19 protein-coding genes are annotated in these 16,271 nt (G+C 66.9%); 13 read left to right on the top strand and 6 right to left on the bottom strand.

Annotation, left to right across the window (positions count from 1 at the left end; translation table 11 throughout):
- Nucleotides 1–11: 11 nt before the first annotated feature.
- From ACVWY0_RS09305 to ACVWY0_RS09295, 3 genes are all read right to left on the bottom strand, one after another.
- Nucleotides 12–239, bottom strand: coding sequence for a hypothetical protein (locus ACVWY0_RS09305; RefSeq protein WP_485836444.1), 228 nt, complete (start codon nt 237–239; stop codon nt 12–14).
- A gap of 207 nt (nt 240–446) precedes the next feature.
- On the bottom strand, nt 447–626 hold the full coding sequence (locus ACVWY0_RS09300) for a hypothetical protein (protein ID WP_104060605.1): 180 nt from the start codon (nt 624–626) through the stop codon (nt 447–449).
- A gap of 44 nt (nt 627–670) precedes the next feature.
- Nucleotides 671–1,444 carry an oxygenase MpaB family protein gene (locus tag ACVWY0_RS09295; RefSeq protein WP_485836443.1) on the bottom strand — a complete coding sequence of 258 codons (774 nt, stop codon included), beginning with the start codon at nt 1,442–1,444 and terminating at the stop codon, nt 671–673.
- A 288-nt stretch (nt 1,445–1,732) separates the two neighbouring features.
- Between ACVWY0_RS09295 and ACVWY0_RS09290 the strand changes: the two genes are divergently transcribed.
- Entirely contained in the window at nt 1,733–2,704 is a 972-nt protein-coding gene (locus tag ACVWY0_RS09290; RefSeq protein ID WP_485836442.1) for a matrixin family metalloprotease, read from the top strand.
- Between the two features lie 99 nt (nt 2,705–2,803).
- On the opposite strand, the gene ACVWY0_RS09285 is transcribed toward ACVWY0_RS09290, so the two are convergent.
- Entirely contained in the window at nt 2,804–4,015 is a 1,212-nt protein-coding gene (locus ACVWY0_RS09285) for an FAD-binding oxidoreductase (protein ID WP_485836441.1), read from the bottom strand.
- A 20-nt stretch (nt 4,016–4,035) separates the two neighbouring features.
- Here ACVWY0_RS09285 and ACVWY0_RS09280 point away from each other — a divergent pair, with 20 nt between their 5' ends.
- Entirely contained in the window at nt 4,036–4,272 is a 237-nt protein-coding gene (locus ACVWY0_RS09280; protein ID WP_485836508.1) for a hypothetical protein, read from the top strand.
- Between the two features lie 49 nt (nt 4,273–4,321).
- Here ACVWY0_RS09280 and ACVWY0_RS09275 read toward each other — a convergent pair whose 3' ends face one another.
- A complete protein-coding gene (locus tag ACVWY0_RS09275; RefSeq protein ID WP_485836440.1) occupies nt 4,322–5,026 on the bottom strand; it encodes a phosphonatase-like hydrolase in 705 nt (234 codons plus the stop codon).
- A gap of 10 nt (nt 5,027–5,036) precedes the next feature.
- Nucleotides 5,037–5,795 carry a GntR family transcriptional regulator gene (locus ACVWY0_RS09270; protein WP_485836439.1) on the bottom strand — a complete coding sequence of 253 codons (759 nt, stop codon included), beginning with the start codon at nt 5,793–5,795 and terminating at the stop codon, nt 5,037–5,039.
- Between the two features lie 165 nt (nt 5,796–5,960).
- On the opposite strand from ACVWY0_RS09270, the gene ACVWY0_RS09265 reads away from it, so the two are divergent.
- From ACVWY0_RS09265 to ACVWY0_RS09215, 11 genes are all read left to right on the top strand, one after another.
- Nucleotides 5,961–7,160 (top strand): TIGR03364 family FAD-dependent oxidoreductase, encoded by a 1,200-nt coding sequence (locus ACVWY0_RS09265; RefSeq protein WP_485836438.1) that lies wholly within the window; start codon nt 5,961–5,963, stop codon nt 7,158–7,160.
- 44 nt (nt 7,161–7,204) lie between these two features.
- The gene (locus ACVWY0_RS09260) at nt 7,205–8,122 is read left to right on the top strand and encodes a phosphate/phosphite/phosphonate ABC transporter substrate-binding protein (RefSeq protein ID WP_485836437.1); all 918 of its coding nucleotides are present in this window, start codon (nt 7,205–7,207) and stop codon (nt 8,120–8,122) included.
- Nucleotides 8,119–8,874: a phosphonate ABC transporter ATP-binding protein gene (locus ACVWY0_RS09255; RefSeq protein WP_485836436.1), complete on the top strand. Its 756-nt coding sequence runs from the start codon at nt 8,119–8,121 to the stop codon at nt 8,872–8,874. Before ACVWY0_RS09260 ends, ACVWY0_RS09255 begins: the two co-directional genes overlap by 4 nt.
- On the top strand, nt 8,871–9,674 hold the full coding sequence (gene phnE / locus ACVWY0_RS09250) for a phosphonate ABC transporter, permease protein PhnE (RefSeq protein ID WP_485836435.1): 804 nt from the start codon (nt 8,871–8,873) through the stop codon (nt 9,672–9,674). The genes ACVWY0_RS09255 and phnE overlap by 4 nt, the downstream gene beginning before the upstream one ends.
- A 221-nt stretch (nt 9,675–9,895) precedes the next feature.
- The gene (gene uraD, locus ACVWY0_RS09245) at nt 9,896–10,393 is read left to right on the top strand and encodes a 2-oxo-4-hydroxy-4-carboxy-5-ureidoimidazoline decarboxylase (protein WP_485836434.1); all 498 of its coding nucleotides are present in this window, start codon (nt 9,896–9,898) and stop codon (nt 10,391–10,393) included.
- Nucleotides 10,390–10,731, top strand: a complete 342-nt coding sequence (gene uraH / locus ACVWY0_RS09240) for a hydroxyisourate hydrolase (RefSeq protein WP_485836433.1) — start codon at nt 10,390–10,392, stop codon at nt 10,729–10,731. The genes uraD and uraH overlap by 4 nt, the downstream gene beginning before the upstream one ends.
- 394 nt (nt 10,732–11,125) lie before the next feature.
- A complete protein-coding gene (locus tag ACVWY0_RS09235; protein WP_485836432.1) occupies nt 11,126–12,466 on the top strand; it encodes an MFS transporter in 1,341 nt (446 codons plus the stop codon).
- A 91-nt stretch (nt 12,467–12,557) separates the two neighbouring features.
- Entirely contained in the window at nt 12,558–13,253 is a 696-nt protein-coding gene (locus ACVWY0_RS09230; protein ID WP_485836431.1) for a GntR family transcriptional regulator, read from the top strand.
- On the top strand, nt 13,250–14,056 hold the full coding sequence (locus tag ACVWY0_RS09225) for an aspartate/glutamate racemase family protein (RefSeq protein ID WP_485836430.1): 807 nt from the start codon (nt 13,250–13,252) through the stop codon (nt 14,054–14,056). The genes ACVWY0_RS09230 and ACVWY0_RS09225 overlap by 4 nt, the downstream gene beginning before the upstream one ends.
- Nucleotides 14,057–14,066: 10 nt before the next feature.
- Nucleotides 14,067–15,509 carry an amidohydrolase family protein gene (locus ACVWY0_RS09220; protein ID WP_485836429.1) on the top strand — a complete coding sequence of 481 codons (1,443 nt, stop codon included), beginning with the start codon at nt 14,067–14,069 and terminating at the stop codon, nt 15,507–15,509.
- A gap of 8 nt (nt 15,510–15,517) precedes the next feature.
- Nucleotides 15,518–16,249, top strand: coding sequence for a maleate cis-trans isomerase family protein (locus ACVWY0_RS09215; RefSeq protein WP_485836428.1), 732 nt, complete (start codon nt 15,518–15,520; stop codon nt 16,247–16,249).
- Nucleotides 16,250–16,271: the final 22 nt, after the last annotated feature.

Genomic DNA, 16,271 nt, shown 5'->3' with positions numbered 1-16,271 from the left:
TTATGCGGCCATTACCGACCGCCGGTGGCCACCCAGGAACCGAACGGCTCCTCCGCCACTTCCATGTCCGCGTCCTCGGTCCCGCAGGGCACAAACCCGCGGGACTGGTAGTTCGCCAGGGCCGCGGGACCGTCCAGGGTGCAGGTGTGGACCCAGACACGGGACACCTGCGGGAGGTCGACGCGTTGCGTCAAAGACCATGCCGCCGTGTCCACCCGAGCCGATCCGTCCAGTGCCACGGCCCGCCGACCAGGCCATAGAGGAAACGGGCATACTCCGGGGTGACCCCAACAGCCCGGTCCAGTCGCGCCTCATCGGGCAACGGACGCGCCGCCCAGGCTGGCGGTTGGAGCATCTGGAGCGTTGTGGTGGTGACCTTCATGGACAGCTCAAACCTTTCGATCTCGATCGTCCGTCAATCCTATTTGAGACCGAAAGCAGGGCGTCTACTCTTCGCCGGTGTCTCGAGCTTCCAGGTGTTTGGCCATGGCTTCGCAGGCCTGGTTCCAGCGCGCCGTGAGGGCCTGCCGGTTCAACGGTTCGAACATGCTGTTGAGGACTTTCTCGACTGCGTCGTATGCGGCGTCCCGAACGCGTTCCTGCGCCGCGTGGCTGTAATAGTTCATGCCAGGGATTCGTTACGGCGACCCCGAAAGATGGCGGTTCAGGGCTACGAGGTGCGGAGCCGGCCGAGGCAGTAGTTCTTGACGCAGTGCCGGACCGGCCGCGGCAGCCGGGGGTACACCAGGGCGGACCACCGGGTGGTGCGGTCGAACAGGCGGCTGTGGCGGTCGCTCCACGGCAGCCCGAAGCCGGCGCGCAAGTGGTCCGGCAGCAGCCCGGCGGTGATGAACCGGATCAGGGGCATGCTCATCCGCAGCCAGAGCGGCCCGGCCGGCGGGTACAGGAGGTCGCGGCCGACGCCGGCGGTGACGGCGTCCAGCTCCAGCGTCAGAAGGGACGCGTCCCAGTATGTCCTGAAGGCTGCGCGGTCGACCGGCCACAGGTTCGCCGGCAGTTGCAGGACGGTGCCGATTCTTGCGTAGTCGCTGTACATTAGGTCGGCTGCCTCGTCGTCCAGCGGGCCGTAGATTTTCTCGTAGACGGTGATGGCTGTGTCGTACAGGGTGGCCACCACCCATAATTGCGCCTGAGCATCGAACGCGCTGTACCCGTGGGAGCCGGATTCGGGCTTACGGCGGACCGTGGAGTGGGCCCGGTTGACGCTGCGGCGAACGGCCGCGACCTGGGCCTCTGTTCCGTAAACGACCGCGTAGACATAGGTTACGGTAGCCCGGAAGCGGTCCAGGGGACGGGCAATAAAGTCACTGTGCTCGGCGACGCCATGGCCCACCGCGGGGTTCGCGATCTGCAGCAGGATGGCGCGGCCCGCCCCGGCGAGCAATACACCTTCAGCGCCGATGTCGGCCAGGTTCCGCACCATGGACCCACGATACCGGAGAAGGCAACCGCTACTTCCCCCGCGACGCCGTCAATGCGGGCTACCTCAAGGACGTGTATTCCGTCTGCGTGACCATCGAGGAGTAGCCCCGCATTTTTGGAAGCGGACGACGGCGGGAGCTCCCGCCGTCGTCCGCTTCCTCATTTAACGCAACATTTGAGTGAACCTGGCCGACCGAACTTCACGGGTAATTTCGGACGGATCAACGGGACCGCCACTATGCTGGGCAGACCATCAAAGGAGATGGCACGGCAGCGCAAGGGGGAACTGTTGGAATCAGATTCTGGCGACAGGGAGTTTCCCCGCATCCGCCGTTCGCCCAGCGGGCGCGTTCCGCAATGGGCAATCGATGAGGCACTGGGCAAGCCGCCAGCGCCCGAGCCGTGGCGCGGTGCCCCCCTCTCGCCAATCTCGGCCAAGAGGACCGTCCACCGCCGGAAAGTCCGCGGGCGCAAGTGGAAATCGCGCACCGCCACTGTCCTGGGCATCGCCCTCGTGGCGGGTCTCTACTTCACGCCGACCCTCTTCGACCGGTTTGTGTTGCCGGCAGCCATGCCCCACCTGCCAGGCGCCAAAGTGCCGCCACCAGGGTTTGAGGCCGCATCAGCCCCGCTCGGACTGCCGCCGGCCACCAGCGGATCCACCGCCTATGTCCTGCAGAAATCCCCGGACCCGGGCCAGGCCTTTGTGGCCTACGACCCGTGCCGTCCGCTGCATTACGTGGTCCGGCCGGACAATGCGCCGCCAGGAACAGACGTACTTATCGAGGAGGCCGTGTCCGCAGTTTCCGCGGCCTCGGGACTGCAGTTCGTGTATGACGGAACCACGTCCGAGGCGCCATCCGAAGCCCGCGAAGCGTACCAGCCGGCGCGCTACGGCAAGCAGTGGGCGCCGATTCTTATTGCGTGGTCGTCCCCGGCGGAAGCACCCAAGCTGGCAGGGAAGGTTGCAGGGACCGGTGGAAGCGCCTACGCGCATATTCCCGGCGAGCCCTATGTGTACGTCGCCGGCCAGGTGACCCTCGATGCGCCGGGCCTCGCGGAAACACTGGCCTGGCCGGAGGGACCTGCCCACATCCGCGCCATCATCATGCACGAGCTGGGGCACGTCCTGGGGCTGGACCACGTGGACGATCCCACGCAGCTGATGCATGAGGAAAACAGCGGGCAGTTCGACTTCGGCGATGGCGACCGCGCCGGGCTGGCGCTGCTGGGAACCGGGGAATGCGTCCCGCGGCTGTAATCCCCGACGTATCCATGTCGGAGCGGCTGACCGTTTGCCCTTCAGCGGACGACGGCGGGACGTCCCCGCCGTCGTCCGCTTTCCGTTCAGGCCGTTTTCCTAGGTTGTCGCTGGCGCTGCTGCCGGCGTTGTTGCCGGGGCTGCTGCCGGCGCTGCTGCCGCCGCTTTTGCCGGCGTTGCCGCAGGGATGAGCTTGCCCGGGTTCATGATGCCCTGGGGGTCCAGCACGTCCTTGATTCCCTGGAGCACCCTGACGCCCAGGTCGCCAATCTCGGCGGTCATGTACGGTGCGTGGTCCGTGCCCACTGCGTGGTGGTGCGTGATGGTGGCCCCGGCCGCGACGATCGCCTTGGACGCGGCTTCCTTGACCCGGGCATTCTGGGCGAGCCCGTCTTCCTCGCGTCCGGCGAGGAAGGTGAAGTACAGCGAGGCGCCATCGGAGTAGACGTGCGAAACGTGCGCCTGGACATAGGCTCCGCCGCCGTTTGCCTGCAGCGCATCCAGAATGGCTTGGCGGATGCTGGTGTGCGTGGCGCCTACTTGGCTCCAGCTTGCGGCCGTTTCCAGCGTCTCCACATACACGCCGCGGGTCAGCAGCTCATCGCGCATGTAGGGGCCGCTGAACCGCCCGTGTTCCCAGGACTGGCCGGGCAGGGGGCCGAGCACAAGGCCGCCGGCGTTGTGCAGGATCCGGGCACTGCGACGCTTGCGGGCACGGGTTTCGCGGGCGTCACCCTCCCACACAAAAAGTGCCAGCGCCGGTGTCTTCTGGCCGCGGAGCCCAAGGTAGCGGCCCAGCAGTTCGGTTTTCCGGCCGCCAAGTTTGAACGTGGTGGCGGTTTCGTCGGAATCGCTGAGCCGGCAGACGTGCGGCATGTCGCCGCGGACGCCGTCGTGGCGTAACTGGCGCAGGGCTTCAACCCCGGCCTCAAAGGACGGGAAGGACCACGCACCGTAGGCCTTGTGCTGGGGTGCCGGGGCGATTTTCACCGTTGCAGTGGTGATCACGCCGAGAATGCCTTCACTGCCAACGAGGACGTCCAGCAGCTTGGGGCCGGCGGCGGTGCCGGGGGCTTCACTGCCGGCGTCGAAGGGCCCCGCCGGAGTCTCGACGTGGACCGACTTGACCAGATCGTCCGCGCGGCCGTAGCCGGTGGATGCCTGGCCTGCGGAACGGGTGGCAATGTATCCGCCCAGGGTGGCCTGCTGGTGGCTCTGCGGCAGGTGCCCCAGGGTGAAGCCGTGGACGGACAGCGCGGCCTCGATGGCCGGCCCGCGGATGCCCGCTTCAAAGGTGGCGGTGTGGGACACGGGATCGATGCTGGGTCACTCTGGGGCGGGCCTCCATCCTCCGGGTCGCGGCCACCTTCCTGCGCTCCTACTGTGGCACCCACCTGGACACTCCGGGTGTCGGCTTCACGCGCGGCCGCAGCGTCACTATCAGCGCCAACAAGCCGTTGAAAATCTACGCCGACGGCGAGATGATCGCCCCGCTGCCGGCAACGGTTGAGATTGTCCCGGCCGCGGTCAAGGTCCTGGTCCCCCGGAACTCCTCGGTTTTCTCGTAGCGTCCGGCCCGCCCCGACGCTACTAGCCTGCCTGACGCTACAAAAAGCGTCAGCGAACGACGGCGGGAGTTTCGGCGGCCAAGGAGCCCACCAATTCGGGGAGGTCCTTCACGCCGGGAAGGATGCGGAGGTGCGGGTGGCGGCCCAGTTCCTCCGCGCCGAGCTTCCCGGTCAGGACGCCGACGCCGGCGACGCCGGCGTTTGCCGCGGCCTGCAGATCGACGACGGTGTCGCCGGCCGCCAGCACGGCGCCCACGTTCAGGACGCCGGTGCGCTCCATGGCACGGTGGATCAGGTGCGGAGCCGGGCGTCCGCGGGGCACTTCGTCGGAGGTGACCACGGCGTCCAGCAGCTCGCCGTCGCCCACGCGCCAGCCCAGGGTGGCCAGCAGCGGATCAGCCACATCCCGCGAGAATCCGGTGGTCAGGGCTACCTTGATGCCCATGGACTTCAGGGTCCGCAGCGCGTCCTCAACACCGTCCAGGGGAACGGGTGCGTTCGCGGCGTAGAGGGCCGCCAGGATCTCCTGGAAGCGGACAAAGGTGTGCGCAACGAGCCCGGATTCGGCGGCGATGCCGCCAAGTTCCAGCAGCGCTGCGATGGCTTCGGTCTTGTCCGCGCCCATCCACGCTTGGAGGTCCTCGGGGGTTACCTCGGCGCCGGCCTCGCGGACGGATTCCCCGAGGGCACGGTAGACATCCCCGTGTTCGTCGATGGTGGTTCCGGCCATGTCGAGGGCTACAAGTTCAATCATTACGGTGTCCTTAGGCTGTGGTTGGCACGCGGACCAGGTTGGCGCGGTGCTCGCTGGTGTTTTCGATGGTGAAGTTGGTCAGGCCGGGGATATACCTGTCGTCGGAGTATTCAAGCGGCTCCCCGGCCGCGGATGAGGTCAGGCGCCGCTCGCGGAGCAAGGGTGAACCGGGTTCGACGCCGAGCAGTTCCACGTCCAGTCCCTCGGCTGCCACGGCGTCGATGGTGTGCCGGCCCCGGCTCAGGTCCACGCCCTGGCTTTTCAGAAAGCTGAAGATGGAGCCGCTGTCCGTATCAAAGTCGAACAGCAGCCGGCCGACGTCGAGGACAAAGCTGGTCCGCTCCACCATGGCCGGCGCGTCTCCGAGGAGCCGCAGCCGCAGGACCTCCACCACAGGCTCGCCCGCCTGGATGCCCAGCTGGGCTGCCACCTCGGACGAGGCCGGGCGGCGGGCAATCTCCCGGGTCTGCTGCCCCGGCGACTTGCCAATGGATCCGGCCCACTCCGTAAACGACATGAACGTGGTGAACGGCTGGGACAGCGCCGCACGGCCGGCGACCGGCTGCTTGCCACGACCGCCCAAAATGAGGCTCTCGGTGCGCAGTGCCGCGAGAGCCTGCCGGACGGTTCCCCGGGAGGCTTCGAATTCCCGGCAAAGCTCTGCCTCGCTGGGAATCTGGAACCCCTCAGGCCACATGCCCGACGTGATCCGGGTACGAAGTTCGTCGGTCAAGCGCTGGTGGAGCGGCTGGAGCTGCGATAGGGACATGACTTGATCATACAAGTTGTATTGGTGGAATTTCCAAGGATTTCGATCCCATCGAATGAATACGGCATTAATTTCGCGGGCTTCCAATGAACAAACCGTAAACTTGTTCAGACAAGTGTCAATCTGGCTTGATTGGCCTGGCCCCGGGCGGCCACTATCGATCTTGTGAATACCGAAAACCTTCAAAACCAAGCCGCCAGCAGCCTCCCGTCCTCCGTGGACGTGGTGGTGGTCGGGGCCGGCATCGTGGGCCTGGCCCACGCCGCCCTTGCCGCCGATCGGGGGCTCTCCGTGCTGGTCATTGATCGCGATCACTGCGCAGTGGGCGCCTCCATCCGGAACTTCGGACACTGCTGCATCACCGCCCAGACCGGCGACTTGTATGAACTTGCCATCACCGGCCGCAAGCACTGGCTGGACTTCTCGGAACGCGCCGGCTTCTGGGCGACCGAATCCGGAGCCGTGGTGGTGGCGCGCACCGCAACAGAACTTCGCGTCCTGCACGAGCTGGCGGAACACCGCGAGCCCGGCCAGATCGTTCTGCTCAGCGCCGCGGAAACGTCCGCCCGGCTGGGGCGAGCGGCTGCTGCTGAGGGTCCGGACGCAACGACGAGTCCCGTCGTCGTCGGCGGCGCGTGGCTGCGTGATGACCTAAGGGTCGATCCCCGGACCACGGTGGCGAGCCTCGCCGCGTGGCTGGATTCGCGTCCGGACACGTCCGTGCGGTGGAACACCTCCGCCCTCGGCTTTGGCGCGGGAACCGAACGGACAGCCCTGGTCCGGACAAGCCGCGGCGAGGTGGAGGCCGACCACGTGTTTGTGTGCGTCGGCCACGATGTGGACCTGCTCTTCCCGGAACTTGCCGAAGGGCACGAGATCGAACGCTGCTCGCTCCAGATGGCAGCCGCGGCAGGCCCGGAGGGCTTGGATCTGGAACCGGCGGTACTGACCGCCACGTCCATGCTCCGCTACGGCGCCTTTGTGGAGATGCCGTCCGCGGCGGACCTCCTCGCCGAGGTCCAGGCGCAGGATCCGGGCCTCCTGGACATCGGCGCCAACGTGATGTTCACCCAGCGCCCTGACGGCACGCTGCTGTTGGGCGACTCGCATGCCTACCAGAAAACCGCCGAGCCCTTCCTGGCAGAGTCCACCACGGCGCTCCTGCTGGACCGGATCCAGGGCGTCCTGGGGATCGAATCCCTCAACATCACGGAACGCTGGCAGGGCATTTACGCCTCCAGCGAGGCGGGCCCGCTCCTCGTTGCCGCCGTTGCCCCCGGAGTCACTGCCGTGTCCGTCACCGCGGGAATCGGCATGACCGTTTCGTTCGGCCTGGCGGCGCGCAACGTCTCCGCCCTCCCCTGAACCAACTCCTCCTCTTCCTCCCCCAAGACCCCCCAAGGATTCCCATGAAAACCCGCTACCTCGCCCTGATTCCGGCTGCCCTGCTCGCCGCCGTCGGCCTGTCCTCCTGCGCCAGCCCGGACGTCCAGAACGCATCAGCGAACACCCCCGCCTACTGCGCCGAGGGCCCCATCAAGTTCGGCATCGAGCCCTATGAGGACCCGGCCAAGCTCGAACCCGCCTACCGCGTCCTCGCGGACGCCATGGCGGAGAAGCTGGGCTGCGAGGTGGAGGTCCAGGTTGTGGAGGACTACTCGGCCGAGGTGCTCGCCATGGCCAACAACCGCCTGGACATCGGGCAGTTCGGGCCCATGGGCTACGTCTTCGCCAGCACCAAGGCGGGAGCGGAGCCCATCGCCTCCTTTGGAACGGCCGATGGCGAACTCAGCACCTACACCGCCGGCATCTGGGTGCCCAAGGACTCCGCCATCCAGTCGATCAACGACCTCAAGGGCAAGGACGTGGCACTCGGCGGCATCGGCTCCACGTCCGGCGATGTCCTCCCCCGCTACGGGCTCAAGAAGGCCGGCATCAGCGAATCCGACCTGGACATCAGCTACGCCGGCGGGCACCCCGAAGCCCTCCTGGCCCTGACCAACGGGACGGTGGACGCCGCCGAGATCAACTCCCAGACCCTTGCCTCAGCCACCGCCGCGGGCACCTTCAAGCCGGAGGATTTCCGCCAGATCTGGATCTCGGACGCCATCCCCAACGATCCCATCACCATCCGCGGCAACGCTGACCCGGCCCTCAAGGAAGCCGTCCGCGACGCCCTGGTGAATCTCCCCGCCGAGGCCATCGCCGAAGTGGGCGCCTTCCTGGACGTCACGCCTCCGGGCCCGCTGCTGGCCGTCACCAAGGAGACCTACCAGCCCCTGTTCGATCTCGCCGCCACTATGGGGCTGACCGAGGAAGACCTGTGACCGCTGTCCAAGTGGCAGGCCTGACCAAGGCCTACGGCGGAACCACAGTGTTGGACGGCGTCGACTTCACCGTCCGGGCAGGGGAACTGCTGGCCTTCCTGGGTGCCAACGGTTCGGGAAAGTCCACCACACTCAAGTGCGTCATCGGGCTGACCCGTCCGGACGCCGGCACCATCCGCGTCCAGGGCAAGGACCTGGGGACGCTCCAGGGCCGGGCCCAGATCCTGGCGCGCAGCCAGACGGCCATGGTCTTCCAGAAAGTCCATCTTGTCCCGCGCCGGACGGCCCTGGACAACGTCTGCTCCGGCGGACTCCTGCGGGTCAGCGGACTCGCGTCGGTCAGTCCGGCGTTATTTGCCAAAGAACTCAAGGAGGAAGCCTTGGCGTGCCTGGACCGCGTAGGACTGGCGGGAGTTGCCCTGGAACGGACCGGCAAGCTGTCCGGCGGGCAGCAGCAGCGCGTCGCGATTGCCAGGGCCCTCTGCCAGCGCGCTTCTGTGCTGCTCGCGGATGAACCTGTCTCCGCCCTGGACCCGCACGCTGCTGAACAGGTCATGGCGCTGCTGGCCGAGCTTGCCCACACGGAGAACCTCGCCGTCGCTGCGGTGCTCCACCAGCCGGACCTCGCGATCCGTTACGCGGACCGCGCCATCGGCCTCCTCAAGGGAAAGATTGTGTTCGACGGCGGCCTGGCCGGCTTGTCGGACGATGTCCTGGACACGCTGTACGCACCGGACAGGGTTGCAGCATGAGCGCTCCCGCACTCCCCCGGGCACGGCGCCAGTGGACCCGCACCGGGACCATGGCCGCCGCAGTCGTGGTCTTTATTGTTCTGCACGTCATCGCGCTCGAAAGCACCGAGTTCAAACCCGCGCTGCTGGTTGACGGCGCCCAGGGCATGGGACGGTTCCTCGCCGACGCGTTCCCGCCGGACCTGAACTGGGAGAAGGTGCTGAAGCCCAGCCTGGAAGCAACGCTGGTAACGCTGTGGATCGGGCTGTTGGGAACCACCCTGTCCATTCCCACCGCCCTCCTGCTGGCCGCGCTGGCGTCGGAAACCACTACTCCGCATCCCGTGGTGTACCAGGCGGCGCGTGCCGTGCTGTCCTTCTTCCGGGCGGTTCCTGACGTTGTTTTTGCCCTGATCTTCGTCACCGCCGTGGGCCTGGGCCCGTTCGCCGGCGTGCTGGCCCTGATCTGCCACAACACCGGCGTGATGGGGAAGCTCTGGGCCGAAGCCATGGAGGAGAGCGACCAGGGGCCGGTCCAGGCGCTTGCCTCCGCCGGTGCCAGCAAACTGCAGCAGACGTTCCACGCGAGCATCCCGCTGGTGGTCCCCCAGTTTGTGGGCCTGCTGCTCTACCGGTTCGACGTAAACGTGCGGTCCTCGCTGGTCCTGGGCCTGGTGGGCGCCGGCGGCGTGGGCCTGCTCATCAACCAGGCCATCAAGTCGTTCCAGTTCGATCAGATGCTCACGCACATCATCGTGGTGCTAGTCCTGATCGTGGTGGTTGACCAGGCGTCGGCCCTGATCCGGCGCAGGCTCGCCTGACCTGCGCCCCCGGGAACAGAAACAGCGGACGACGGCGGGACCTCCCGCCGTCGTCCGCTTTCCGTTTGGGCGTGGCCCACGCAGCGTCCCGGCGGTTGACACCCGCCGGTGCGTGCGGTTGACTTTTGCATATGCTGAAATAACAGTTCCATGATGCGGAATAAGGTATCCGCATAGCCCTACACCGTGGATGCCAGCATCAAAACACGAGGATCTGTTTTATGCACTTTGAACAGTTCAACACGGCCGGCCGCCCGGAGGCTACCGATTTCCTGCGCCCCTGCCTGGACATCCAACGCTGGATCGACGAGCTCGCCGACGCGCGGCCCTATTCCAGCTTCGACGCGCTCCTGGCGGCGGGCCGCAGCGCAGCCAACCCCTTCACCCCTGCGGAGATCGAAGCAGCCCTCGCCCACCATCCGCGGATCGGCGAGCGGGCGCAGGGAGACAGCGCGGAAGCCAGGCTGTCCCAGTCGGAACAGGCCGGACTGGGCGTGGCCGACGCTGCCGTGGCCGAGGCCCTGGCAGAAGGCAACCGGGCCTACGAGGAGAAGTTCGGGCAGGTGTTCCTGATCCGCGCCGCCGGCCGCAGCCGCGAGGAGATCCTGGCCGCCCTCAACACGAGGCTCGCCCACGCCCCCGAAGCAGAACAATCAATCATTGGCCAGCAGTTGCGGGAAATCGCAGTGCTCCGACTCGAAGGACTGATGGGCAGATGAGCACCTCGCACGTCACCACCCATGTACTCGATACCGGCTCCGGAAAACCGGCGGCCGAGATCCCGGTAACCCTCCACGTGCTCGACGGCGAGCGCTGGGTCCGGATCGCCGGGGGCGCTACCGACGCGGACGGACGCATCAAACAGCTGGGACCTGAACGGCTGCCTTCGGGGACCTACCGCCTGGCGTTCGACACGGGCAAGTACTTCGCTGCCACCGGCACCGAAACGTTCTTCCCGGAGGTGACCCTCACGTTTGGCGTAGTGGAATCGGAGGCCCACTACCACGTGCCGCTCCTGCTGAGCCCGTTCGCCTATTCCACGTACCGGGGCAGCTGAGCCCACCGGCCCCTGCCGGAGAACTGAGACGACAGGAAGGGTCCGCGGCGTCGCCGCGGGCCCTTTCGCGCGCCCATCGTCCGGCTCCTCAACGCCTCCACGTCGGCCGCAACCACGCCGCCAGCCGGAACGCCGGCAGCGGTCACAATCGGTTATTTGGCCCGGGTGGGCCATAACGGAACAAATTCCTTGACAGTGGCACGGGTCACTTCTATTCTAAATTTTGGGATCCCAAATTGGGATCCCAAAGATCGCGATCCGGGTCCCAAGCCACAGTTCATAGCCAGGCTTCGCCGGATTTAGGCTCCAGGACGCCCCACCAGCCGGCCTCCTGCCCCGCGAACACCCAGCCTTTCTTCCCGTCTGCAATCTTCCTCTCTGCAAAGGAGAAGTTGTGTCTCTTCAAAATACTGAAACCGCTGTACCGCTCCCCGACGACAAAACCGGCAAGGACGGCGTGCAACGTCGCACCAACGTCCGCTGGAAAATGTTCCTGCTCCTGCTGGTCCTCGTCGCCGTCAACTACATCGACAGGGGCTCCATCTCGGTGGCCCTCCCCATCATCCAGAAGGAATTCAATCTCGCCCCCGAGCTCGTGGGCCTCCTGCTCTCGGCCTTCTTCTGGACCTACGCGCTCATGCAGATCCCGGTCGGCTGGCTGATCGACAAGTTCGGTCCGCGCAAGGTCATGACGGCTTCCTGCGTGGGCTGGGGTGCGGCTACCGCCGCATCCGGCCTGGCCGGCGGCTTCCTGAGCATGTTCATCGCCCGGCTCGGCATCGGCGTCACCGAAGCCGGCGTGATGCCGGCCGGCGGCAAGCTCAACGCCATCTGGATGCACAAGTCGGAACGCGGCCGCGGCGCCACGATCCTGGACGCCGGCGCCCCCCTCGGGGCCGGTCTGGGCGGCATCCTGATCGCCGGGCTCATCGCGTCAACCGGCAGCTGGCGCACGGCGTTCATCATCGCCGGCGCCGCAACGGTCCTCATGGGTCTGGCCGTCTGGTGGTACGTCCGGGATAACCCGCGCCAGCACCGCGGCGTCAACGCCGCCGAGGCCGAATACATTGAGGCCTCGCACGCCGCGGAAGATGCCGAAGCCGCGAAGGAAGGCGCCTCGGGCAAGCGCGCCCTGCTCCCGTACCTGAAGTTCCGTTCCTTCTGGGCCATGTGCTTCGGCTGGCTGGGCTTCAACGGCGTGTTCTACGGCCTGCTCACCTGGGGCCCGCTCTACCTCGCCCAGGCCAAGGGCTTCGACCTGAAGACCATCGGCTGGTCCACCTTCGTGATCTTCGGAGCCGGCTTCGTCGGTGAAATCCTGGGCGGCCACATCGCCGACAAGTGGCGCAACTCCGGCGCCTCGGCCAACTTGGTCATGCGTACCCTGCTGGGCATCTCCAGCGTTGTGGTCATCGGCGGCCTGGTAGGCGTCACCATCGTGGCGGATCCGACGACGGCGGTAGTCCTGCTGTCCGTGGTCATGTTCTTCCTCCGCTGGGTGGGCCTCTTCTGGAGCATCCCCTCCATCCTGGGCGGCCGGACCAATGCCGGCGTCCTGGGCGGCGCCATGAACTTCAGCGGCAACATCGCGGGCTTCGTCACCCCGATTGTGGTAGGCCTGATTGTCGGGGCCACGGGCTCCTACACCTGGGCACTGCTGTACTTTGTAGGATCCGCGGTCATCATGGGCGTCTCCGTGCTGACACTGAACTACAACAAGCGCCTCCCGGTCTAACTCGCCTGACCGGGCCGGCCCGACGGCCTGTACCGCCGAAAGGCCGGACACCGGCCGGGAACGCCGGGCGCACTGCCTGAAAGAACCACGAATGGAGCCAGAATTGCTTATCGCAGAAGACACGAACAACACGGACCGCCCCCTCCGGGAGACCGTGCGTGACACGCTCCGTACGAGGATTTTCGAAGGCCACTATGCGCCCGGCACCCGGCTGGTGGAGCGGGACCTCGCCGCCGAATTCAACGTCTCGCGCCTTCCCGTCCGCGAGGCCCTCCGGATGCTCCGCCAGGAAGGCCTGATCCGGGACCGCTCTTCCCGCGGCATGGAAGTCAGCGGACTGAGCGCCAAGGATGTGGAAGACCTCTTTGACGTCCGCCAGTCCCTTGAGGTCCTCGCCTGCCGGCTGGCCGCGGCCCGCGCCACGGCCCAGGACCTCGAACAACTCCAGGGCCTGCTGGACGAGGCCGACCGCTGCCTCGCCAAGGGATCCATCCTGGAAGCCCACCGCGCCAACAGCGACTTCCACGACGCCATCACCCGCATCGCCAACAACGACTTTCTCCGCTCAGCGCTGGAACCCCTTCAGGGCCGCATGCACTGGCTCTTCCGCCACGTCAGCGACCTCCCGGAACTGATCCAGGAACACCGTGACCTGTACGCCGCCATCGCCAGCGGCGACCCGGAACGCGCCGCCGCCCAATCGGCGTCGCACATCGGCAAGTACCGGGAGCAATTCCCCGAAGACGCCACCGCCGCCGAGCCCAAGCTGCATCGGAAAAAACCATGAAACTCCTGGTCATCAACCCCAACACCAGTGCCGACGTCACGGCGCTGATCGAAGCCGAGGCCGTGCGTTCGGCCGGGCCGGACACCGAGCTGCTCGTGCGGACCGCCGGGCACGGCGTCGAGTACATCGAAACCCGCTTCGAATCCCTCATCGCCGCCGGCGCCGTCGCCGAAATCATCGCCGAGTATCACGGCCAGGTGGATGGCGTCGTGGTGGCGGCGTTCGGCGATCCCGGCATGCCGGCCCTCAAGGAACTGGTGGATGTGCCGGTCATCGGCATCACCGAGGCCGCCCTCTGCGCAGCCGCCCTCCAGGGCCAGCGCTTCTCCATCATCGCCATCTCGGACCGCATCACCGCCTGGTACCGGGACTGCGTTGAGCACTTCGGGCTCGGCGGCCGCCTGGCCTCGATCCGTTCCATCAACCAGAGCCTCAATTCGATCGGCTCCGTCCAGGCCGACTTCAAGGACACGCTCCTGGCACTCAGCCGGCAGGCTGTCGCGGAGGACGGGGCCGACGTCGTGATCCTGGCAGGTGCCCCGCTCGCCGGGCTCGCCCGCGAACTTGAGGGACAGATCCCCGTTCCCGTGGTGGACGGCATCTCCGCCGGCATCCGGATGACCGAAGCCGTGGTTGCCCTGCAGTCCGGCTTCCACCGGCAGGGCGCCTTTGCCCCGCCGCCCGTCAAGCGCCGCAGCCGGCTGTCCGAAAACCTCGACGCCGCCCTGTCCGCCGCGCAGAACGCCGCCGCCCAGTCGAACGCCGCCGTTGCCTCGGCCGCCCAGCCCGCCACCCAGAAGTAGGAGGACAACGATGTCCCACACCCCAGATCTCGTCATCGCCCACGGCACCGTGGTCAACAGCTTCGGCCGGCAGACCGCGCACGTGGTGGTCCACGACGGCCGCATAGTGCAGCTGCTCGACGCCTCGGAGCCCGTGCCCGCGGCAACACGCACCGTGGACGCAAGCGGCCAGCTGGTGATTCCCGGCGGCGTCGACGGACACTGCCACGTGGCCCAGGTGACCGGCCGCTTCCGCACCCTGGACGACTACCGCACCACCTCCACGGCAGCGCTGTGGGGCGGCACCACCACCATCATCGATTTCGGCATCCCGCGCGACGCCCAGGAAACCCCGCTCGACGCCGTGCTTTCCAAGAAAGCGCTGGCCGCCGAATCGCGCTGCGACGTGGCGCTGCACGGCTCCGTGGTCAGCTGGGACGAGACCGTGCCGTGGCAGCTGGAGCAGCTCGCCGCGGAGGGTGTGCGCTCCGTGAAGATGTACACCACCAACCGCGGCTCCACCATGGCCGACGGCGACACCATCCTCAAGGTCATGCGCGAAATGGTCCGCCTGGACGGCCTCACCTACATTCATGCCGAGCACGACCCCATCATTGCCGACTGCACCGAGCAGCACGCCGCGGACGGACGCATCGCCATTGAGCACCTGCACCGGACCCGCCCCGAACTGGCCGAAGAGGTCTCGGTCAAGGAAACCCTGGCCATGGCCGAATACACCGGCGCCCCCGTCTACTTTGTGCACCAGTCCACTCCCGGCGCCGTGGACCTGGTCACCGAGGCCCGCAGCCGCGGCCAGGAAGCCTACTCCGAGACATGCCCGCACTACCTGAGCCTGGATGAAACCGTCTACGGCAGCACGTTCCCCGAGTGGTACGCCTGCTGCCCGCCCATGCGCAGCGCCGAAACCGTGGCCGCCCTCAAGGAACGCCTCGCAGCCGGGGCCATCCACACCGTAGCCTCGGACCACTCCTGCTACGACCTCTCGCAGAAACGCGAGCGCACGGACGACGTCCGCTTCATGCCGCACGGCCTGCCCGGCGTCGAGACCCGCATGCCGGTGACCTTCACGGCGCTGGCCTCGGCCGGCGGCTCTGTGGAGGACTTCGTGGAGGTCTTCTCCGCGGGTCCGGCCCGGATCAATGCCCTGCCGCGCAAGGGCGCAATCGTGGAAGGGTTCGACGCCGATCTGATCGTCTTCGATCCCGCTACGGAGCGCGTCGTCGACGGCGGTGCACTGCATATGGGCACTGACTTCTCGCCTTTCGAGGGGAAGACCCTGCACGGCTGGCCGGCCGTCGTCGTCTCCGCCGGGCGCGTGGTGGTGGACGACGCCGGGTTCCAGGATCCCGGCCCCGTGGGCCGCTTCGTGGCCCGCAACGGCTTCACCGAACACCGCGATGCCCTGTCCCCGCTGACCCCTGCAGCGCCCGCCCCCGTCACGATTTCTGCCTAGGAGCTCCCATGCCTTCCGCAACCCGCGCCACCCGTATCGGCATGATCGTGCCGTCCTCCAATACCTGCCTCGAACCGCAAAGCTACCGGATCCTGGGCGATCGTGACGACGTCACCATCCACTTCGCCCGGATCCCCGTAACGCGGATTGCCTTGGATAAATCCTCGGACCAGCAGTTCAATGCCGCGGTCATGCGCTCGGCCGCCGAACTCCTCGCCACCGCCGATGTGGACGTCATCGCCTGGAACGGCACCTCCGGCTCGTGGCTGGGCGCCTCCCACGACGACGCCCTGGTCCGCGAGATCACCGAGGCAACCGGCATCCCCGCCACCACCTCCACGTTGGCCTACCTGGAGGCGTTCAAGTCCTTCGGCACGGAGCGGATCGGGCTGTTCACGCCCTACACGGCGGACGTGAACGAGTCCGTGATCGAATCGTATGCACAGGCCGGCATCAAGACCATCGACCACCGGCACCTGGACCTGAGCGACAACGAGTCCTTCGCCTCGGTCACCGATACCGAGATGCTGCCGGGCTCGCTGGAACTCGCAGCCTCGAATCCGGATGCTCTGATCTACCTGTGCACCAACCTGTACGGCGCCAACATCACGGCCGAAGTGGAGGAGCGAACCGGTGTACCGGTCCTGGACTCCGTGGCCGTCACGCTGTGGCATTGCCTCAAGATGGCGGGCGCACCGCTGCTGGACCCGCGCTGGGGCAGGCTCCTTACGTCTTCCTGAAAAAGCAACGCGGGGTCAGATA

The sequence above is a fragment of the Arthrobacter sp. UYNi723 genome, from assembly GCF_054057635.1.
Note: the sequence above shows the minus strand (reverse complement) of the source record. Positions and strands in the feature narration are given on the sequence as shown.

Coding starts and splice junctions, on each gene's coding strand:
- ACVWY0_RS09300 (WP_104060605.1), bottom strand. CDS start 626: ATGAACTATTACAGCCACGCGGCGCAGGAACGCGTTCGGGACGCCGCA.
- ACVWY0_RS09295 (WP_485836443.1), bottom strand. CDS start 1,444: ATGGTGCGGAACCTGGCCGACATCGGCGCTGAAGGTGTATTGCTCGCC.
- ACVWY0_RS09275 (WP_485836440.1), bottom strand. CDS start 5,026: ATGATTGAACTTGTAGCCCTCGACATGGCCGGAACCACCATCGACGAA.
- ACVWY0_RS09270 (WP_485836439.1), bottom strand. CDS start 5,795: ATGTCCCTATCGCAGCTCCAGCCGCTCCACCAGCGCTTGACCGACGAA.
- ACVWY0_RS09260 (WP_485836437.1), top strand. CDS start 7,205: ATGAAAACCCGCTACCTCGCCCTGATTCCGGCTGCCCTGCTCGCCGCC.
- phnE (WP_485836435.1), top strand. CDS start 8,871: ATGAGCGCTCCCGCACTCCCCCGGGCACGGCGCCAGTGGACCCGCACC.
- uraD (WP_485836434.1), top strand. CDS start 9,896: ATGCACTTTGAACAGTTCAACACGGCCGGCCGCCCGGAGGCTACCGAT.
- uraH (WP_485836433.1), top strand. CDS start 10,390: ATGAGCACCTCGCACGTCACCACCCATGTACTCGATACCGGCTCCGGA.
- ACVWY0_RS09230 (WP_485836431.1), top strand. CDS start 12,558: ATGGAGCCAGAATTGCTTATCGCAGAAGACACGAACAACACGGACCGC.
- ACVWY0_RS09225 (WP_485836430.1), top strand. CDS start 13,250: ATGAAACTCCTGGTCATCAACCCCAACACCAGTGCCGACGTCACGGCG.
- ACVWY0_RS09220 (WP_485836429.1), top strand. CDS start 14,067: ATGTCCCACACCCCAGATCTCGTCATCGCCCACGGCACCGTGGTCAAC.
- ACVWY0_RS09215 (WP_485836428.1), top strand. CDS start 15,518: ATGCCTTCCGCAACCCGCGCCACCCGTATCGGCATGATCGTGCCGTCC.